At 72.6% G+C, this 18,185-nt stretch carries 17 protein-coding genes; 10 read left to right on the forward strand and 7 right to left on the reverse strand.

All coding sequences use genetic code 11. The annotated features are described in order from the left end of the window. Positions 1 to 85: 85 nt before the first annotated feature. Positions 86 to 2,953, reverse strand: a complete 2,868-nt coding sequence (gcvP, locus tag QQX09_RS09370) for an aminomethyl-transferring glycine dehydrogenase (protein ID WP_301133820.1) — start codon at positions 2,951 to 2,953, stop codon at positions 86 to 88. Positions 2,954 to 3,042: 89 nt separating this feature from the next. Here gcvP and QQX09_RS09375 point away from each other — a divergent pair, with 89 nt between their 5' ends. Then, on the forward strand, positions 3,043 to 4,143 hold the full coding sequence (locus QQX09_RS09375) for a glycosyltransferase family 2 protein (RefSeq protein ID WP_301133822.1): 1,101 nt from the start codon (positions 3,043 to 3,045) through the stop codon (positions 4,141 to 4,143). On the opposite strand, the gene QQX09_RS09380 is transcribed toward QQX09_RS09375, so the two are convergent. Both QQX09_RS09380 and QQX09_RS09385 read right to left on the reverse strand, forming a co-directional pair. After that, positions 4,079 to 5,005, reverse strand: coding sequence for a lysylphosphatidylglycerol synthase domain-containing protein (locus QQX09_RS09380; RefSeq protein ID WP_301133824.1), 927 nt, complete (start codon positions 5,003 to 5,005; stop codon positions 4,079 to 4,081). The two genes, QQX09_RS09375 and QQX09_RS09380, sit on opposite strands and share 65 nt — an antisense overlap. Beyond that, complete coding sequence (locus QQX09_RS09385) at positions 5,002 to 5,871, reverse strand: NAD-dependent epimerase/dehydratase family protein (RefSeq protein WP_301133826.1); 870 nt, start codon at positions 5,869 to 5,871, stop codon at positions 5,002 to 5,004. Before QQX09_RS09385 ends, QQX09_RS09380 begins: the two co-directional genes overlap by 4 nt. A 33-nt stretch (positions 5,872 to 5,904) precedes the next feature. Here QQX09_RS09385 and QQX09_RS09390 point away from each other — a divergent pair, with 33 nt between their 5' ends. Then, positions 5,905 to 7,086, forward strand: a complete 1,182-nt coding sequence (locus QQX09_RS09390; RefSeq protein ID WP_301133829.1) for a glycosyltransferase — start codon at positions 5,905 to 5,907, stop codon at positions 7,084 to 7,086. Positions 7,087 to 7,108: 22 nt separating this feature from the next. On the opposite strand, the gene rfbB is transcribed toward QQX09_RS09390, so the two are convergent. Further along, complete coding sequence (rfbB, locus tag QQX09_RS09395) at positions 7,109 to 8,101, reverse strand: dTDP-glucose 4,6-dehydratase (protein WP_301133832.1); 993 nt, start codon at positions 8,099 to 8,101, stop codon at positions 7,109 to 7,111. Beyond that, on the reverse strand, positions 8,098 to 8,988 hold the full coding sequence (gene rfbA / locus QQX09_RS09400; protein ID WP_301133835.1) for a glucose-1-phosphate thymidylyltransferase RfbA: 891 nt from the start codon (positions 8,986 to 8,988) through the stop codon (positions 8,098 to 8,100). Before rfbA ends, rfbB begins: the two co-directional genes overlap by 4 nt. 197 nt (positions 8,989 to 9,185) lie before the next feature. On the opposite strand from rfbA, the gene QQX09_RS09405 reads away from it, so the two are divergent. Next, positions 9,186 to 11,624 (forward strand): glycogen/starch/alpha-glucan phosphorylase, encoded by a 2,439-nt coding sequence (locus QQX09_RS09405; protein ID WP_301133974.1) that lies wholly within the window; start codon positions 9,186 to 9,188, stop codon positions 11,622 to 11,624. 99 nt (positions 11,625 to 11,723) lie between these two features. Here the strand turns inward: QQX09_RS09405 and QQX09_RS09410 are convergent, their stop codons facing one another. Both QQX09_RS09410 and QQX09_RS09415 read right to left on the reverse strand, forming a co-directional pair. Next, entirely contained in the window at positions 11,724 to 12,230 is a 507-nt protein-coding gene (locus QQX09_RS09410) for a low molecular weight protein-tyrosine-phosphatase (protein ID WP_301133838.1), read from the reverse strand. Positions 12,231 to 12,341: 111 nt separating this feature from the next. Next, positions 12,342 to 12,716, reverse strand: coding sequence for an RNA-binding S4 domain-containing protein (locus QQX09_RS09415; protein WP_301133841.1), 375 nt, complete (start codon positions 12,714 to 12,716; stop codon positions 12,342 to 12,344). Between the two features lie 56 nt (positions 12,717 to 12,772). On the opposite strand from QQX09_RS09415, the gene QQX09_RS09420 reads away from it, so the two are divergent. From QQX09_RS09420 to QQX09_RS09450, 7 genes are all read left to right on the forward strand, one after another. After that, positions 12,773 to 13,399, forward strand: coding sequence for a hypothetical protein (locus QQX09_RS09420; RefSeq protein ID WP_301133844.1), 627 nt, complete (start codon positions 12,773 to 12,775; stop codon positions 13,397 to 13,399). Positions 13,400 to 13,554: 155 nt separating this feature from the next. Further along, positions 13,555 to 14,640: a threonine aldolase family protein gene (locus tag QQX09_RS09425; protein ID WP_301133847.1), complete on the forward strand. Its 1,086-nt coding sequence runs from the start codon at positions 13,555 to 13,557 to the stop codon at positions 14,638 to 14,640. Then, on the forward strand, positions 14,640 to 15,026 hold the full coding sequence (locus QQX09_RS09430; protein WP_301133850.1) for a YchJ family protein: 387 nt from the start codon (positions 14,640 to 14,642) through the stop codon (positions 15,024 to 15,026). Before QQX09_RS09425 ends, QQX09_RS09430 begins: the two co-directional genes overlap by 1 nt. 132 nt (positions 15,027 to 15,158) lie before the next feature. Then, the gene (locus tag QQX09_RS09435) at positions 15,159 to 16,376 is read left to right on the forward strand and encodes an inorganic phosphate transporter (protein WP_301133852.1); all 1,218 of its coding nucleotides are present in this window, start codon (positions 15,159 to 15,161) and stop codon (positions 16,374 to 16,376) included. Continuing rightward, entirely contained in the window at positions 16,373 to 16,609 is a 237-nt protein-coding gene (locus tag QQX09_RS09440; protein ID WP_301133854.1) for a hypothetical protein, read from the forward strand. Before QQX09_RS09435 ends, QQX09_RS09440 begins: the two co-directional genes overlap by 4 nt. 7 nt (positions 16,610 to 16,616) lie before the next feature. Beyond that, the gene (locus QQX09_RS09445) at positions 16,617 to 17,171 is read left to right on the forward strand and encodes a GNAT family N-acetyltransferase (RefSeq protein ID WP_301133856.1); all 555 of its coding nucleotides are present in this window, start codon (positions 16,617 to 16,619) and stop codon (positions 17,169 to 17,171) included. Positions 17,172 to 17,296: 125 nt separating this feature from the next. After that, on the forward strand, positions 17,297 to 18,163 hold the full coding sequence (locus tag QQX09_RS09450; RefSeq protein WP_301133858.1) for an HNH endonuclease family protein: 867 nt from the start codon (positions 17,297 to 17,299) through the stop codon (positions 18,161 to 18,163). Positions 18,164 to 18,185 lie beyond the last annotated feature (22 nt).

Here is an 18,185-nt window from a genome sequence, read left to right on the forward strand (position 1 = left end):
CCGGGGTGGCGGCGGGAAGGCGACGGGCTCATGCCGACAGCGTAGCCATCGGACCGCCCGCCACGGCGGTGCGCGGCGCCGTGCCTCAGGCCTCGTACTCGTCGAGCGGGGGGCATGCGCAGACGAGGTTCCGGTCGCCGTGCGCGTTGTCGATGCGACGCACCGGCGACCAGTACTTGTCGAGGCGCAGCGACGGCACGGGGAACGCGGCCTGCTCGCGCGGGTACGCCTGCGCCCAGCCGTCCGCCACCACCATCGCCATCGTGTGCGGCGCGTGCCGCAGCGGCGAGTCCGTCGCCGCGATGTCGCCGCGCTCGACCGCCGCGATCTCCTCGCGGATGGTGATCATCGCGTCGATGAAGCGGTCGATCTCGACGAGGTCCTCGGACTCGGTCGGCTCGACCATGAGGGTGCCGGCCACCGGGAACGACATGGTCGGCGCGTGGATGCCGAAGTCGATGAGGCGCTTCGCGATGTCCTCCGCGGTGATGCCCGTCGCCTTGGTGAGCGGACGCACGTCGAGGATGCACTCGTGCGCGACGAGGCCCCCGGGCCCGCGGAACAGCACGGGGTAGTGGTCCTGGAGGCGGGTCGCGACGTAGTTGGCGGCGAGGACCGCGGTCTCCGTCGCGCGGCGCAGGCCGCCGTGGCCCATGAGCGCGATGTACGCCCACGAGATGGGCAGCACGCCGGCCGAGCCGTACGGCGCGGAGGACACGGGCGCGCCCTCGCGGGCGAGCTCCGCGGGCGACTGCACCGGCGCGAGCGAGCGCGGCAGGAACGGCACGAGGTGCTGCGCGACCGCGACCGGGCCCACGCCGGGGCCGCCACCGCCGTGCGGGATCGCGAACGTCTTGTGAAGGTTGAGGTGCGAGACGTCGCCGCCGAAGTGGCCCGGCTTGGCGACGCCCACGAGCGCGTTGAGGTTGGCGCCGTCGATGTACACCTGGCCGCCCGCCTCGTGCACCGCCGCGCAGACCTCGCCCACGTGCTCCTCGTACACGCCGTGGGTCGACGGGTACGTGATCATGATGCAGCTGACGCGCCCCTCGTGGGCCGACAGCTTGGAGCGCAGGTCCTCGAGGTCGACCTCGCCGTCCGTCGCGGTCGCCACCACCACGACGCGCATGCCGGCGAGCACCGCCGACGCGGCGTTGGTGCCGTGCGCGGAGGCGGGGATGAGGCACACGTCGCGCTCGGTCTCGCCGCGCGAGCGGTGGTACTCGCGGATCGCGAGCAGGCCGGCGTACTCGCCGCGGGATCCCGCGTTGGGCTGGACCGACACGGCGGCGTAGCCGGTGATCTGCGCGAGCCAGCCCTCGAGCTGCGCGATCATCTCGCGGTAGCCGGCGGTCTGGTCGGCGGGCGCGAACGGGTGGATCTGCGCGAATCCGGGCCAGCTCACGGCGGCCATCTCGACCGCCGAGTTGAGCTTCATCGTGCACGAGCCGAGCGGGATCATCGTGCGGTCGAGCGCGAGGTCGCGGTCCGCGAGCCGCCGCATGTAGCGCATGAGCGACGTCTCGGACCGGTGGGCGCTGAAGATGGGGTGCTGGAGGTACTCCGAGGTGCGGCGCAGCGCGACCGGGATGGTGACGGTCGGACCCGTGTAGACGGGGCGCTCGGCGCGACGGTCGAGGATCGCCTCGAGCAGCGCCGTGAGGATCTCGGGCGTGGTGCGCTCGTCGCACGCGATCGCGACGGCGTCCGCGTCGAGGCGGCGCACGTTGATGCCGCGGGCCGCGATGCGGGCCACCACGGAGTCCGCGCCGCGCGGCACCTCGACGACGATCGTGTCGAAGAAGTGGTCGTGGCGGACCGCCACGCCGCGCGCGCGGAGCGCGTCCGCGAGCGTCGACGCCATGGTGTGGACGCGCAGCGCGATCTCCCGCAGGCCCTCGGGACCGTGGTAGACGGCGTAGAAGCTGGCGATCACCGCGAGCAGCGCCTGGGCGGTGCAGATGTTCGAGGTCGCCTTGTCGCGGCGGATGTGCTGCTCGCGGGTCTGCAGCGCGAGGCGGTAGGCGGGGTCGCCGTCCGCGTCGACCGAGACGCCGACGAGACGGCCGGGCAGCTGGCGCTCGAGACCCTCGCGGACCGCGATGTAGGCCGCGTGCGGGCCGCCGAAGAACAGCGGGACGCCGAAGCGCTGGGTCGAGCCGACCGCGATGTCCGCGCCCAGCTCGCCCGGCGCCTTGATGACGCACAGCGAGAGGATGTCGGCGGCGACCGTGACGAGCGCGCCCGCCTCGTGCGCGAGGTCGATGAGGGTGCCGACGTCCCGCACCACGCCGGTCTGGCCCGGCTGCTGGACGACGAGGCCGACGAGGTCCTCGGGGGCCTCCCAGCCCTCGCCGAGCTCCTGGACCTCGAGCGGGAGGCCGATCGCCTCGGCCTGCGCGCGCACCACCGCGACGGTCTGCGGGAGGCACTCGGCGTCGAGGACGATGCGTCCACCGTCCTTGCCGCGCACGGCGCGGCGCATGAGGAGGACGGCCTCGGAGACCGCGGTCGCCTCGTCGAGGAGCGACGCGCCCGCGACGGGGAGCGCGGTGAGGTCGGAGACCATCGTCTGGAAGTTGAGCATCGCCTCGAGGCGGCCCTGCGAGATCTCCGCCTGGTACGGCGTGTACGCCGTGTACCAGGCCGGGTTCTCGAGCACGTTCCGCTGGATCGCCATCGGGGTGATGGTGTCGTGGTAGCCCATGCCGATCATCGACACCTGCACCGTGTTGCGGGCCGCCAGGCCCTGCAGAGCGGTGAGGACCTCGGCCTCCGAGCGCGGCTCGGGCAGCACGAGCACGTCGTCGCCGCGGATCGATGCCGGCACGGCGGCATCGACGAGCGTGTCCAGGGAGGCGTGCCCGACGGTGGCGAGCATGGTCTCGAGAGCGGGGGCGTCGGGTCCGATGTGGCGGTCGGCGAAGGAGGTCACCGGCCCATTCTTGCGCATCGTGCCCGGTGCCCCGCCGAGGTGTGGCGCACCGGACACCACGGACGGCCTGCGAGATCCCCTCCAGGCACGGGCACTAGCCTGAGGGCGTGAAGGTGACCATCCAGATCCCGTGCCTCAACGAGGAGACGACCCTCCCGCTCGTGCTCGGGTCCATCCCGGCCTCTCTGCCGGGCGTCGACGAGGTCGAGGTGCTCGTCATCGACGACGGCTCGTCCGACCGCACGGCGGAGGTCGCACGCTCGCACGGCGCGACGGTGATCCGGCACGCGCGCACGATGGGCCTGGCCCGGTCGTTCCGCGACGGCGTCGACCACGCGCTGCGCCACGGGGCGGACATCGTGGTCAACACGGACGGCGACAACCAGTACCCGCAGGAGCGGATCGGCGACCTGGTCGCACCCATCCTCGCGGGCGAGGCGGAGATCGTCATCGGCGACCGCCAGACCCACAAGATCGAGCACTTCTCGGCGTTCAAGAAGACGATGCAGCGCTTCGGGTCGTGGGTGGTCAACCGGGCGGCGGGCACCGACCTGCCCGACGCCGCCTCCGGCTTCCGCGCGTACTCGCGCTTCGCGCTGTACCGCCTCAACATCGTCACGCAGTTCAGCTACACGATGGAGACGATCATCCAGGCGGGCAGCAAGCGGCTCGCCATCACCTCGGTGCCGATCGACACCAACCCCAAGACGCGCGAGTCCCGCCTGTTCTCGAACATGTTCGAGCACATGCTCAAGTCGGGGCAGGCCATCCTGCGCTCGTACATCATGTTCCGGCCGTGGGGCATCTTCGCCTCGCTCGCGACGCTGTTCGGCGTGCTGGGCGTCTTCCCGTACGTACGGTTCGCCGTCCTGCGCGCGCTCGGCGACGACGGCAACCACATCCAGTCGCTCATGCTGGGCGGCGCGCTGATCTCGGGCGCCCTCATCTCGGTCGCGCTCGGCGTGCTGTCGGACCTGCTCAAGACCAACCGCATCCTCGCGGAGGACCAGCTGGAGCGGCTCAAGGAGCAGCAGTACGGTCCGGTGCGGCCGGCGGTGCGCGCTACCGCGGCCGAGGCCGCCGAGAAGGCGCCGGCGGAGCCTGCTCCGGCGCCCACCGCGACGACCCGGGAGGAGCCCGCCGTCAGCCCGGCGGAGGAGCCGACCCGCGCCGCGGGCGCGCGGCGTCCGGACGCCGCGCGCCGATAGCGATCCCGATCCCCAGGCCCGCGACGTCGGCCGCGGTCATGAGGAAGCGGCTCACGAGCGCGAGGCTGAGCGCCTGCGCGGGGGTCGCGACGGGCGCGAGCGCGAGCACGAGCGCCCACTCGCGCGCGCCGGCTCCGGCCGGGGCGACGACGACGAGGAAGCCCACGAGCCACGCGAAGGCGAACGCACCCGTCACGACCGCGAGGCCCGCGCCGGGGGCGAGCTCGCGCAGCAGCAGCCAGGCGTGCACGCCGAGCACGACCCACATGAGCGTCGACCACGCGGCCGACGCGAGCAACGCGCGTCCGCCGATGTGCGCCGGCTCCTCCGCGCGCCGCGTCACCCGGAACGCCAGCGCCACCACCCGCTTCAGCACCGCCGGCACCAACACGACCGCGAGCGCCGCGGCCACGGCGAGCACCCACCAGTAGGCCGCGAGCGCGTCCGGCACGGCGAGCACGAGCCCCACCGCGCCGACGACGGCGGACGTGACGACGCCGACGACCATCGCGACGATGGACCCGGTCATCGCGCGCGGCCGGCTCACACCGTGGTCGCGCGCGAACTCCGCCTGCGCCAGCACCGGCCACACCGATCCGGGCACGTACTTGCCCACCTGCGACAGCAGGAAGACCCGCATGGCCTCGGCCACCGTCGTGTCGAGCCCGATCGCGCGCATCACGGCGCGCCACGACATCGCATTGACGCCGAGCGCGATCATGCACGCGACAAGCGAGCCCGCGATCGCGCCCCAGGTGAGGTCGCGCAACGCGGTGGAGACCTGGTCCCAGTTCGACACGACCGCCCAGCCGAGCAGGCCGGCCGCGACCGCGAGGAATCCCCAGCGCAGCGCCGTCCTCATCGCGGCTGACGCTCCCACATGTCGGCGATGCCCGCGGCGAGCGGCACGCGCGGCTCCCAGCCGAGGGCCTCGCGCGCGAGGGCGATGTCGAGCCAGGTGGAGTCCGGGTCGACCCCGCGGGAGGGGCGGCGGTCGACCCGCATGCGGTCCGGACCGACCGCGTCGCCGAGCAGCTCGAGGAGCGCGGCGAGCGAGGTCGGCGTGCCCGAGCCGACGTTGACCACCGGCGGCGGCTGCGGCGCGTCGACGATGCGCGCCACCGCGTCGACCACGTCGTCGGCGTGGACGTAGTCCCGAGCGACCGCGCCGTCGCCGTGCAGCGCGATCGCCTCGCCGGCCCGGATGGCGCGCATCCAGATCGCGAGCACGCCCTGACCGTGCGCGCCGCGCTGGCCTGGGCCGTACGCGTTCGCGATCCGCATCACCGTCGCGGGCAGCCCGGCAGCCGCGAGGACGCGCTCCTGGGCGAGCTTGTACGCGCCGTACGCGTTGGGCGGGGCGGGTGCGTCGGTCTCGGCGTACGGCGGCACGGCCGGACGGCCGTAGACGGCGCCGCCCGAGGACAGCAGGACGATGCGCGGCGGGGCCGGGCGCGCCGCGGCGGCGGCCGCGAAGGCACGGAAGGCGCCGAGCTCGGCCGCGACGGCGTCGGGATCCTCGGCCGCGACGGTCGGGGTGATGCCTCCGGCGGCCCACACGATCACGGGGACGTCGGCCGCCCGCGGGGACAGCGCATCGTCCACGAGGACGGGATCCTGCCTGGTGAAACCCGTGACGCGGGCGCTGCGGGAGGTCAGGCCGGCGACGATCGCGGAGCCCAGGAAGCCGCCGGAGCCGACGACGGCCGCGTCATACACTGTGCTCACCCACCCGCCCCTCGACGTATCGGATGTCATCCTATGGCCGCGCCTCGCGTGCTCGTCCTGACCTCGACGCTGCCCGCCCGGATCGGCGATGGGACCCCCGCGTTCGTGGCGGACCTGTCCCGCGAGCTGGGGCGCGAGTTCGACGTGCGGGTGCTCGCGCCGGCGGTGCCCGGCGGCGCCGCGCGCGAGCGGCTGAGCGAGGCGGTCGAGGTGGTGCGGTACCGCTACTTCCCGGCGCGCTGGGAGGACCTCGCGGACGGCGCGATCCTCGAGAACGTGCGGACGCGGCGCTCCCGGATGGCGCAGGTGCCTTTCCTGCTGGGCGGCATGGCCGCCGCGGTGCGGCGCGAGATGCGCGAGTTCCGTCCCGACGCGGTCCACGCGTTCTGGATCATCCCCCAGGGGATCGTCGCGCATCGCGTCGCGCGCTCGGTGCCCACGGTGGTGACGACGCTCGGCGGCGACCTCTACGCGCTCGACAACGCGCCCGCCCGCGCCGAGAAGTCCCGCGTGGTGCGCGACGCCGCCGCGGTGACCGTGATGAACGCGGACATGCGCGAGCGCGTGCTGGCGCTGGGCGCGGACCCCTCGACCACGCACGTCATCCCCATGGGCGCACGCTTCGTGCAGGTGGACCACGACGACCGCCAGGTGTCGAAGCCCGCGACGTGGAAGCACCCCGTGCACCTGCTCGCGGTGGGCCGGCTGGTGGAGAAGAAGGGCTTCGACGTGCTGCTCGAGGCCATGCGCCGCTCCCATGCGCGCATCGACCTCACGATCGTGGGGGACGGCCCCGAGCGCGCGCGGCTCGAGGCGCTCGCCGAGGGCCTGCCCGTGACCTTCCGCGGCCAGCTGAGCCGCATCGAGCTGGACCAGGCCCTGTCGCGGGCGGGCATCGCGGTGTTCCCGTCGCGTCGCGCCGCGTCCGGCGACCAGGACGGGCTGCCGGTCGCGATGCTCGAGGCGATGGGCGCCGGCTGCGCGGTGGTCGCGTCCGACCTGCCGGGCCTCAACGAGGCGATCGAGCCCGGCCGCTCCGGCGTGCTGGTGCCCGAGGGCGACGCCGACGCGCTGGCCCGCAGCCTCGAGGTGCTGGCCGAGGACCAGGAGCTGCGCGCCGGGCTGGGCACCGCGGCGCGGGAGCGCTCGCGCCGCTACTCGGTCGAGGCCGTGGGCGAGGACTACCGGGCGCTGTTCCGGTCCGTGCTGGGCTGAGCCGCCCCGGTTGCGGTGCGGCCTACCGCCCGAGCCGCTGGTACCTGAGCTCCGTCTCGAGCTTCTGGGGCCGCCACCAGGCCTCGTGGGCGCGATACCAGTCGATGGTCGCGGACAGCCCGGCGCGGAAGTCTCCGTAGCGCGGCTCCCAGCCGAGCTCCTCGCGCAACCGGCTGGCGTCGATCGCGTACCTGAGGTCGTGGCCGGGGCGGTCGGGCACGTGCTCGTAGTCGTCGCGCTCGTGCCCCATGAGCTCGAGGAGCGTCTCGACGACGTCGCGGTTGGACGCCTCGCCGTCGGCGCCGATGAGATAGGTCTCCCCGATCCGGCCGGACTCGAGGATGGTCCACACCGCGCGGTTGTGGTCGTCGACGTGGATCCAGTCGCGCACGTTCAGCCCCGCGCCGTAGAGCTTGGGGCGGACCCCGTCGAGGAGGTTCGTGATCTGGCGCGGGATGAACTTCTCCACGTGCTGGAGGGGCCCGTAGTTGTTCGAGCAGTTCGACAGCGTCGCCTCGAGCCCGAAGGACCGCACCCACGCCCGCACCATGAGGTCCGAGCCGGCCTTGGTCGACGAGTACGGCGACGACGGGTTGTACGGGGTGTCCGGCGTGAACCGGTCGCCACCCTCGAGCGGCAGGTCGCCGTAGACCTCGTCGGTGGAGATGTGGTGGAAGCGCACTCCGTGGCGGCGGGCCGCCTCGAGCAGGTGGAACGTGCCCACGAGGTTGGTGTGGACGAACGGCCACGGGTCGTCGAGCGAGTTGTCGTTGTGCGACTCGGCCGCGAAGTGCACCACCGCGTCCGCCTCGGCCACCAGCGCGTCGACCATCTCCGCGTCCGCGATGTCGCCCTTGACCAGCGTCACCCGCGGGTCCTCGGGCAGAGACGCCGCGTTGCCCGCGTACGTGAGCAGGTCCAGCACCGTGACCTCGACGTCGGTCCGGGTCTCCAGCGTCAGCCGCACGAAGTTCGCCCCGATGAACCCCGCCCCGCCGGTGACGAGCAGCCTCATCGGGCCGCCTCCGCGGCCGCGCGCTCGCGCGCGAGCAGGTCGAGCAGGTACTGCCCGTAGCCCGACCTGGTGAGCGTCTCGGCGCGGGACCGGAGCTCGTCGTCGGTGAGGAAGCCGCGGCGCCACGCGATCTCCTCGGGCGCGCCGATCTTGAGGCCCTGCCGCCGCTCGACCGCCTGCACGAACTGGCTGGCCTCGAGCAGCGAGTCGAACGTCCCGGTGTCGAGCCACGCGGTGCCGCGCGGCAGCACCTCGACGTGCAGGCGCCCCCGCTCGAGGTAGTGGCGGTTGACGTCGGTGATCTCGTACTCGCCGCGCGGCGACGGCGCGATCGACCGCGCGATCTCCACCACCTCGTTGTCGTAGAAGTACAGGCCCGGCACCGCGAACTCGGACCGCGGGCGCTCGGGCTTCTCCTCGAGCGACAGCGCGCGGCCCTCCGCGTCGAACTCGACCACGCCGTACGCGCGCGGGTCCGCCACCCGGTAGGCGAAGATCGCCCCGCCCTCGACGTTCTCGAAGCGCTGGAGGTGCAGGCCCAGGCCGGGCCCGTAGAACACGTTGTCCCCGAGCACGAGCGCGACCGGCTGGTCGCCGATGAAGTCCGCGCCGATGGTGAAGGCCTGAGCGAGGCCCGCGGGGCTCGGCTGCTCCGCGTACTCGAGGCTGATCCCGAACTGGGAGCCGTCGCCCAGCAGGCGGCGGAACTGCGGCAGGTCGTGCGGCGTCGAGATGAGCAGCACCTCGCGGATGCCCGCGAGCAGCAGCGTCGACAGCGGGTAGTAGACGAGCGGCTTGTCGTAGACGGGCAGGAGCTGCTTCGACGTGCCCTGGGTGATGGGGTGCAGGCGCGTCCCTGAGCCGCCCGCGAGGATGATGCCGCGCATGGGCGCCAGTCTGCCGTGCCGGGACGATGCGCCGCCACCGCCGCCCGGCGGGCACGCCGGCCGTCCGCGCGCATCGTCCCCGCGCATCGTCCCTGCGCACGCCGCCGCGTGGGACGAATGTTAAATGTGCGAGACGTCCTGGGCGCGGCCCGCGGATAACGCTTACATTGGCCAGTGTGAACGACTTCCCGCCTCCCATGGCCGCGCCCGACCACACCGTCGAGGCCTTCACCTGGCACTTCCTCCACGAGATCAACTTCGGGCAGGGCGTCGACCTGTACCGCGCATCCGCGAACGACAAGTACCTCGCGCTCGCCCGGACGGTGCGTCACTACCTCGCGGCACGCTGGCTCGTGAACCTGCGCCACCAGCACGAGACGCAGTCGAAGTCCGTGGCGTACCTGTCGGCGGAGTTCCTGCTCGGCCCCCAGCTGGAGAACAACCTCCTCGCGGCGGGGCTCGAGGACATCGCGGCGCAGTCGCTCGCGAACCTCGGCATCGACATCGAGGAGCTGCGCGGCGTCGAGGTCGAGCCCGGCCTCGGCAACGGCGGCCTCGGCCGCCTCGCGGCGTGCTTCATCGACTCGCTCGCGACGCTCAACGTGCCGTCTGTCGGCTACGGCATCCGCTACGAGTACGGCATCTTCCGCCAGACGTTCGTCGACGGCAAGCAGGTCGAGAAGCCCGACAACTGGCTGGCCATGGGCTCGCCGTGGGAGATCGCGCACCCCGAGAACGCGGTCGAGGTGACCTTCGGCGGCCACGTCGAGGACGAGGGCGAGGGCCGCCGCTGGGTGCCCGCGTGGTCCGTGCTGGGCGTGCCCTACAACTACATGGTGCCGGGCTACCTCAACGGCCGCGTCAACACGCTGCGGCTGTGGAGCGCGGAGGCGACCAAGGCCTTCGACCTCAAGATCTTCAACGCGGGCGACTACGCCCAGGCGGTGCGGGCGCAGACGTTCGCGGAGAACATCTCCAAGGTCCTCTACCCCGAGGACTCGACGCCGCAGGGCAAGGAGCTGCGCCTGCAGCAGCAGTACTTCTTCGTCGCGTGCTCGCTGCGCGACTTCATCGAGACGGTGCTGCCGGAGGACTACGACCTGCACCGCCTGCCCGAGCGGATCGTGTTCCAGCTCAACGACACGCACCCCGTCATCGCGGTGCCGGAGCTCATGCGCCTGCTCGTCGACGAGCGCGGCTGGGACTGGGACGAGGCCTGGGCGGTCACGCAGCAGGTCTTCGCGTACACGTGCCACACGCTGCTGCCGGAGGCGCTCGAGGTGTGGTCGGTCGAGCTGCTCGGCCGGCTGCTGCCGCGCCACCTCGAGATCATCTACCGCATCAACGAGGAGTTCCTCGAGAAGGTGCGCGAGGCGTACCCGGGCGACGAGCTGCGCGTGCGCCGCATGTCGATCGTCGCGGAGCAGCCCGAGCGGGCGATCCGCATGGCGCACCTCGCGACCGTCGCGGGCCACAAGGTCAACGGCGTCGCGGAGCTGCACTCGCAGCTGCTCGCCGACAAGGTGCTCCACGACTTCGCCGAGCTGTGGCCCGAGAAGTTCACCAACGTCACCAACGGCGTCACGCCGCGCCGCTTCGTGCGGCTCGCCAACCCGAGCCTGTCGGGCCTCATCACGGAGGCGATCGGCGACGGCTGGGTGACCGACCTCGAGCAGCTGCGCCGGCTCGAGCCGCTCGCCGAGGACGCCGAGTTCCGGCGCCGCTTCCGCGAGGTCAAGGCCCTCAACAAGCGCGAGCTCGCGGAGACGCTCTGGGTCCGGGACGGGCTGGAGCTCGCCGGCGACGCGATGGTCGACGCGATGGTCAAGCGCCTCCACGAGTACAAGCGCCAGTCGCTCAAGCTGCTTCACATCGTGTCGCTGTACGAGGGCATCTCCTCGGGCCGCGTGCCGCTCGAGTCGGTGACGCCGCGCACGTTCGTGTTCGGCGCGAAGGCCGCTCCGGGCTACGTCCGCGCGAAGGAGACCATCGAGCTCATCAACGCCGTGGGCCGCACCATCAACGAGGACCCGGCGCTCGAGGGCCGGCTCAAGGTGGTGTTCCCGCCCAACTACAACGTCACGCTGGCCGAGCGGCTCATCCCCGCGGCGGACCTGTCCGAGCAGATCTCGCTCGCCGGCAAGGAGGCCTCCGGCACGGGCAACATGAAGTTCGCCCTCAACGGCGCGCTCACCATCGGCACGGACGACGGCGCGAACGTCGAGATCCGCCAGCTGGTGGGCGACGACAACTTCTTCCTGTTCGGCATGACCGAGCCGGAGGCGGCGGCGCTGCAGTCGAAGGGCTACGAGCCGGGCGAGTACTACGAGTCCGACCCGCAGCTCAAGGCTGCGCTGGACCTGATCGCGTCCGGCGCCTTCACCGAGGGCGATCGCGGCGGCGCGGCGGGCTCGATCTTCTCCTCGCTGACGGAGAGGGACCGCTTCATGGCGCTCGCCGACTTCCGCTCGTACATGGATGCGCAGGCGCGGGTCGAGGAGGCCTACGCGGACCACGAGGCGTGGAGCCGGTCCGCCGTCCTCAACGTGGCGCGCAGCGGCTTCTTCTCCTCGGACCGTTCGATCCGCGACTACCTCGACCGCATCTGGGGCGCGGACCCGGTCGACCACAGCTGACCCCCGCACACCGATTCCCAATGACAAGAGTGACAGGTGTGACGGGGAGGGGCGCGGCGGCCGTCGCCGCCGTCCCACCCGTCACGTTCGTCACAAGCGTCATGGGGAGTCGGAGAGGGCGCGCCTGACCTCCTCGATCACGCCCACCACGCCCGCCTCGACCTGCGCGAGCGTGGCGCGGAAGTCCTCGAGGCCGCCGTACCAGGGGTCGTCGATGTCGAGGAGGTGCTCGTCGAGCCGGTCGACGGCGGGCGCTTCCGGGTCGAACTCCCGGTACATCCGCACCACGGGCCTGTCGGTGAGGTCGCGCAGGCGGCGCGCGTGCCCGGCCGTCATCGCGAGCACGAGGTCGGCGGAGCCGAGGTCCGCGGCGCTCACGCGGCGGGCCGAGCGGCGCGGCACGGTGTAGCCGGCGTCGCGCAGCACGGACGCGGCGCGGCGGTCGATGGGGTTGCCGTGCTCCTCGGAGCTCACGCCCGTCGACCACACCTCGACCGCGTCGCCGAGGCCGGCGTCCGCGAGGCGCGCCTTGAGCACTACCTCCGCCATCGGGGAGCGGCAGATGTTGCCGGTGCAGACGGTCATGATGCGGAACGGGGACGCCATGGCCCCATCATCCCCCGGGCCGGTACCCGTCCGGCCGGGCGCCCGCATCCCACCTGTCACTTCCTTCACCCATGTCATTGGGAGTCGGTGCCGCACCCCTGCCAGGGGGCGTCAGCGCGGCGCGCGGCCCCTCAGGCGGTCGATCTCGCGCCGCTCCTTCTTGGTGGGCCGGCCCGCGCCGCGGTCGCGCTTGCCGAAGGGCGAGGCCAGCTCCTTCGGCGGGGGCGGCGGGCTGTGGTCGAGGTAGGCGGCCTGGGCCACGGGCGCCCCCACGCGCTTGGCGAGCAGCTGGCGCACCTCGACGATGCGCACCCGCTCCCCGCCGCGCACCTCGACGGTGCTGCCGAGGCCGACCTTCTGCGCGGGCTTGGCCCGTTCGCCGTCGATGCGGACGTGGCCCGCGCGGCACGCCGCGGTCGCCTGGGAGCGCGTCTTGTACAGGCGCACCGACCACACCCACGCGTCCACCCGCACCGCATCCGCCATCCGTCGAGGGTACGCCCGGAGCGCATCGTCCCTGCACCGCGCCTACGCTGAGGGGCATGGACACCGTGCTCGAGGTGATCGGCTGGATCGGCACCATCCTCGTGGTGCTGTCGCTCACGCAGTCGCGCGTGATGCGCTTCCGCTGGATGAACCTCATCGGCTCGCTGCTCGCGACGCTCTACAACGGGGTGATCGGGATCTGGCCGTTCTTCGCGATGAACCTCGCGATCAGCGTCATCAACACGTACTGGATCCTCCGGCTCAACCGCGAGCGCCACGACCCCGGCGTGTACAAGGTGCTCCCCATGGACCCCGAGGACCCGTTCCTCCAGCATGTGCTTGCCGTGCATGCCAAGGACATCGCGGCGCACCAGCCGGACTTCACGGCGAAGGCGCTCGGCGCCGCGCGGCGCGCCACGTTCCTGGTGACCCGCGGCGACGAGGCGGTCGGCGTGGTCGCCGTGCGCGACGAGGGCGGCGGCACGGGGCTGGTCGAGCTCGACTGGGTCAAGCCGCGCTTCCGCGACTTCACCCCCGGGGAGTTCGTCTACCGCGACTCGGGCGTGCTCACGGCGGCCGGCTTCCGGCGCGTCGAGATCGACACGCACGAGGCGCTCGACCGCGAGTACCTCCGCAAGGTGGGGTTCAGCACGCAGGGCACCCGCTGGGTGCGGGACCTGTAGCGCGCCGCTTCACTGCGCACGGTCTGCCCGGGGACGATGCGGCGTGTCGGCCGATCTGGTCCGCTCGGCCCGGCGCGGCGCGGACGGGACCGTGCTGAGCGAATGCGGGACGGCTCCGGGGCCGGCGCGGCCCGAACGCGTGACACACTTCTGAGGTGAACCGCACCGTCCACTTCGCCTCCGACAACTACGCCGCCGTCCACCCCGAGGTCATGGCCGCCATGGCCGCGGCCAACGAGGGTCACGACGTCGCGTACGGCGCCGACGCCGCCACCGCGGCCTTCGACGCGGCCATCGCCTCCACGTTCGGCGAGCACGCCCTCGGCTTCCCCGTCTTCAACGGCACCGGCGCGAACATCGTGTCGCTCATGGCGCTCAGCCCCCGCTGGGGCGGCGTCGTCGCGTCCGAGCACGCGCACATCAACGTCGACGAGAACGGCGCCCCCGAGCGCGTCGGCGGGCTCAAGGTCCTGCCGCTGCCGTCCGTCGACGGCCGCCTGCACCCCGAGCAGCTCGCCCGCTACGCCGGCGACCTCGGCGACGAGCACCGGGCACAGCCCGTCGTGCTCTCCGTCACGCAGTCGACCGAGCTGGGCACCGTGTACCCGCTCGACCAGATGGCCGACCTCACGTACGCGGCGCACGAGCTCGGCATGCGCGTCCACATGGACGGCGCGCGCATCGCCAACGCCGCCGCGGCCCTCGGCGTGAGCCTGCGCGAGGCGACCGCCGGCGCGGACATCCTGTCCTTCGGCGGCACGAAGAACGGCGCGATGCTCGGCGAGGCCGTCGTGATCCTCGCCGAGGACCTGCACACACGCCTCGCGCACGACCTGCCGTACCTGCGCAAGTCCACGATGCAGCTCGGCTCGAAGATGCGCTACGTGTCCGCCCAGCTCACCGCGCTGCTCACCTCCACGGACGTGGCGGGCGAGCCGCTGTGGCTGCGCAACGCCCGCCACGCGAACGCCATGGCCGCCCGCCTGCGCGGCGCCCTCGCGCCGCTCGCGCAGTCCGGCGCGCTGCGCTTCACGCAGCCCACCGAGTCCAACGCGGTCTTCGTCGAGCTGCCCCGCGCCGCCGCGGACGCCGTGCGCGCCGCGTTCCGCTTCTACGACTGGCAGCCGGGCGCCGCGCCCGACAGCGTCGAGGCCCGCTGGATGTGCTCGTGGGACACCACCGTGGAGGACGTCGACGGCTTCGCCCAGGCGATCGCCGGGGCGCTCGAGGCGGCCCGCTGATGGCCGCGGCCTGCCCCTGCGGCTCCGGCGCATCGTTCGCCGACTGCTGCCGCCCGTACCTGCGTGGGCAGGCCGAGGCGCCCACCGCCGAGGCGCTCATGCGCTGCCGCTACACGGCGTACGTGCGCCGCGACGCCGGCTACCTCGCCCGCACCTGGCACCCGTCCACGCGCCCGCTCGACCTGGGGGCCGGGCTGGACGAGGTCGAGTGGCGCGGGCTCGAGGTGCTCGCCACCGAGGCCGGTGGCGAGGGGGACGATGCGGGCACCGTCACCTTCGTCGCGCACCACGCGACGGGCGTGCTCGCGATGGACGCGCTGCGCGAGACCAGCCGGTTCGTGCGCGAGGACGGCCGCTGGCTCTACGTCGACGGCGACGTCGCGTAGATCACATCCGACGCATCGTCCCAGGTCAACCCGCCAACCCGTCCGAAATCGGACAAGTCGGAGGTGCCCCCGGGGGCACCCTGTGACGATGTGCCCACGCATCACCCCTGAAGTTCCCTCACAATGGAGTCCGTGACCGAACCCCTGCTTCTCGCGGTCGTGGTGCTGACCGCGCTCGCCTTCGACTTCACCAACGGGTTCCACGACACCGGCAACGCCATGGCGACCTCGATCGCCACGCGAGCACTCAAGCCCAAGCAGGCCGTGCTCCTCTCCGCGTCGCTGAACCTCGTGGGCGCGTTCCTGTCGCTGACCGTCGCCGCGACCATCGCCAAGGGCATCGTCGACGCCGGCATCATCACGCTCGACGTGGTCCTCGCCGGACTGGTCGGCGGAATCGTGTGGAACCTCGTGACCTGGCTGTTCGGCATACCGTCGAGCTCGTCGCATGCGCTCATCGGAGGTGTGGTCGGCGCGGCGCTCGCTGCCGCGGGCACCTCCGGCGTGCTGTGGTCCGGGCTCGCCGCCAAGGTCCTCATCCCCGCGCTGGTCGCGCCGCTCGTCGCGATCGCCGTCGGTTCGGTCGGCACGCGCCTGGTCATGCACTTCACGCGCGACGTGCCGGAGGAGCAGAACGACCGCATGTTCCGCTGGGGCCAGATCGGCTCCGCCTCGCTCGTCTCGCTCGCGCACGGCACCAACGACGCGCAGAAGTCGATGGGCATCATCCTTCTCGCGCTCATCGCCGCGGACGCGGTCCCCGAGGACTCCGGCGTCCCGTTCTGGGTGGTGCTCTCGTGCGCCCTCGCCATGGCCTTCGGCACCTACCTGGGCGGCTGGCGCGTCATCCGGACGCTCGGCAAGGGCCTCGTGGAGCTCGAGTCCCGCCAGGGCATGGCCGCCGAGACGTCGTCCGCCGCCGTCATCCTGCTGTCGAGCCACTTCGGCTACTCGCTGTCGACCACGCACGTGGCGACCGGCTCGATCCTGGGGTCCGGCGTGGGCAAGAAGGGCGCCGCGGTCCGCTGGTCGGTCGCCGGGCGCATGTTCATGGCGTGGCTCATCACGGTGCCCGCGGCCGCCCTGGTGGGCGCCGCCGCGTACGGCCTCGACGTGCTCGTCGGCGGCACCGCCGGCTCGTACGTGGTGTTCGCCGTCCTCGTCGCGGTGTCGTTCGGCATCTGGCTGTGGTCGCGCCGCGAGCCGGTGGGCCACCACAACGTCAACGACGAGTGGGAGCCCGAGACCGACAACGAGTCGATCGTCGCGGAGTCCGTGGTCGACCACGACATGGAGCTCCTGACGGTCGCGGCCGACGGTGAGCAGCAGCCGCGGGAGGAGCAGCGATGAGCGAGTTCGTGGAGTGGGGCGCGCTGGGCCAGGTGGTCCTCTTCGGCCTCCTCGTGGGCGCGGGACTGCCGGCCCTGTTCGCGCTCGGCGTGCGCACGCTCGCCGGACCGGGCGCGCGCGGCGCGGACGGCGAGGTGACCATCGCCCGCAAGGTGGTCGCGTACGCGTGCTTCGGTGCCGTGGTGCTGGCCGTGCTCGGCGCGGTCGCGTACATCGCCGCCGGCGGCCACTGAGCCTTCGGTGACCGGCACGTTCGCGGTCCGCGACGCGACCCTCGCGGACGTCCCCGCGCTCGTCGCCGTGGCCGCCGAGACGTTCCCCCTCGCATGCCCGCCGGGCACCGACCCGGAGGCGATCCGCGTGCACCTCCGCGACCGGCTGAACGCCGATGCGTTCGCGGCCTGGGTCGCGGACCCGACGGCGTCGCTCGTGGTCGCGGAGGACGATGCGGCGGTCCAGGGCTACGCGCTCGTCCTGACGGGACGATGCGGGGACGACCTCGCGGCCGAGTCGCTGGCCGGCCTCGGCGTCGACACCTCGCGGATCCACGAGCTGTCCAAGATCTACCTGCGCGCCGACGCCCAGGGCGGCGGCGCGGCCGGCGCGCTGCTGGAGGCCGCGACGAGCGCCGCATCGTCCGCCCACGGCGCCCTGCCGATGTGGCTCGGCACGAACGTCGCGAACGAGCGCGCGCAGGCCTTCTACCGCCGCAGCGGCTTCGAGGTCGTGGGCGGTCGCACGTACCGCGTGGGAGGCCAGGACCACACCGACGTGGTGATGCTGCGCCGGGCCTGACCCTCGCATCGTCCTGCCGCGCTGCGCCCGATGTGAGATCGGACACTTCATGCCACAAACGGCGCGGGGGCACCCCCGCGGCCGCCTAGCATCTCTCGACCCCTTCGAGAGATCCAGGAACACCCATGAGACGAGCCCTGTCCGCCCTCACCGTCGCCGTGCTCACGGCGGGCGCGGTGATCGTGCCCGCCTTCGTCGACGCCGGCGCGACCGCGGAGGCCACCACGAAGGTGGGCGTCCGCACGCTGCTGCGCCAGCTCGACGTCAAGGCCGAGACCAACGCGGGCTACGACCGCGCCAAGTTCCGGCACTGGATCGACACCGCGGACGCCGACGTCTGCAACGCCCGCTACGAGGTCCTCATCGCCGAGGCGGTGCGCAAGCCGTCGGTGTCGTCGTCCTGCAAGCTGTCGAACGGCAAGTGGCGCTCCAAGTACGACGGCAAGGTCACCACCAACCCCTCGACCTTCGACGTCGACCACATGGTCCCGCTGGCCGAGGCCTGGGGCTCGGGCGCGAAGCGGTGGACCGCCGCCACCCGCAGGGCGTACGCGAACGACCTCGGCTACGGCGCGTCGCTCATCGCGGTGAGCGCGTCCTCCAACCGGGCGAAGGGCGCGAGGGAGCCCGGCCAGTGGATGCCCGCCACGAAGTCGTACCGCTGTGCCTACGTGAAGAACTGGATCGCCGTGAAGTGGCGCTGGAACCTCGCCGTCGACCGCGCCGAGAAGACCGCGCTGTCCAACGCCATCACGCGCCACTGCGCGTCCTCGAGCACCACCGTGACCAAGCCCAAGCGGGCGACGGTCAAGCTGGCGTCCAGCTCGGGCTCGTCGACGTCGTCGAGCCGCCCGCAGGCAGACGCCGCGTGGAACAAGCCGGGCCCCGACCTCGACTGCTCCGACATCCGCAAGAAGGTGCGCGTGTACCCGCCGGACTACCACCGGCTCGACGCGGACGGCGACGGCTGGGGCTGCGAGTCGTACGGATGATCCGGGGGACGATGCGCGGGTG

This window comes from Demequina litoralis, from assembly GCF_030418455.1.
In the GTDB taxonomy this organism is placed as follows: domain Bacteria; phylum Actinomycetota; class Actinomycetes; order Actinomycetales; family Demequinaceae; genus Demequina; species Demequina litoralis.

Excerpts from the sequence above, each read along its gene's own strand:
- rfbB (WP_301133832.1), bottom strand. The coding sequence starts at position 8,101 with ATGAGGCTGCTCGTCACCGGCGGGGCGGGGTTCATCGGGGCGAACTTC.
- QQX09_RS09450 (WP_301133858.1), top strand. The coding sequence starts at position 17,297 with ATGAGACGAGCCCTGTCCGCCCTCACCGTCGCCGTGCTCACGGCGGGC.
- QQX09_RS09405 (WP_301133974.1), top strand. The coding sequence starts at position 9,186 with ATGGCCGCGCCCGACCACACCGTCGAGGCCTTCACCTGGCACTTCCTC.
- rfbA (WP_301133835.1), bottom strand. The coding sequence starts at position 8,988 with ATGCGCGGCATCATCCTCGCGGGCGGCTCAGGGACGCGCCTGCACCCC.
- QQX09_RS09440 (WP_301133854.1), top strand. The coding sequence starts at position 16,373 with ATGAGCGAGTTCGTGGAGTGGGGCGCGCTGGGCCAGGTGGTCCTCTTC.
- QQX09_RS09390 (WP_301133829.1), top strand. The coding sequence starts at position 5,905 with ATGGCCGCGCCTCGCGTGCTCGTCCTGACCTCGACGCTGCCCGCCCGG.
- gcvP (WP_301133820.1), bottom strand. The coding sequence starts at position 2,953 with ATGCGCAAGAATGGGCCGGTGACCTCCTTCGCCGACCGCCACATCGGA.
- QQX09_RS09415 (WP_301133841.1), bottom strand. The coding sequence starts at position 12,716 with ATGGCGGATGCGGTGCGGGTGGACGCGTGGGTGTGGTCGGTGCGCCTG.
- QQX09_RS09420 (WP_301133844.1), top strand. The coding sequence starts at position 12,773 with ATGGACACCGTGCTCGAGGTGATCGGCTGGATCGGCACCATCCTCGTG.
- QQX09_RS09410 (WP_301133838.1), bottom strand. The coding sequence starts at position 12,230 with ATGGCGTCCCCGTTCCGCATCATGACCGTCTGCACCGGCAACATCTGC.
- QQX09_RS09380 (WP_301133824.1), bottom strand. The coding sequence starts at position 5,005 with ATGAGGACGGCGCTGCGCTGGGGATTCCTCGCGGTCGCGGCCGGCCTG.
- QQX09_RS09430 (WP_301133850.1), top strand. The coding sequence starts at position 14,640 with ATGGCCGCGGCCTGCCCCTGCGGCTCCGGCGCATCGTTCGCCGACTGC.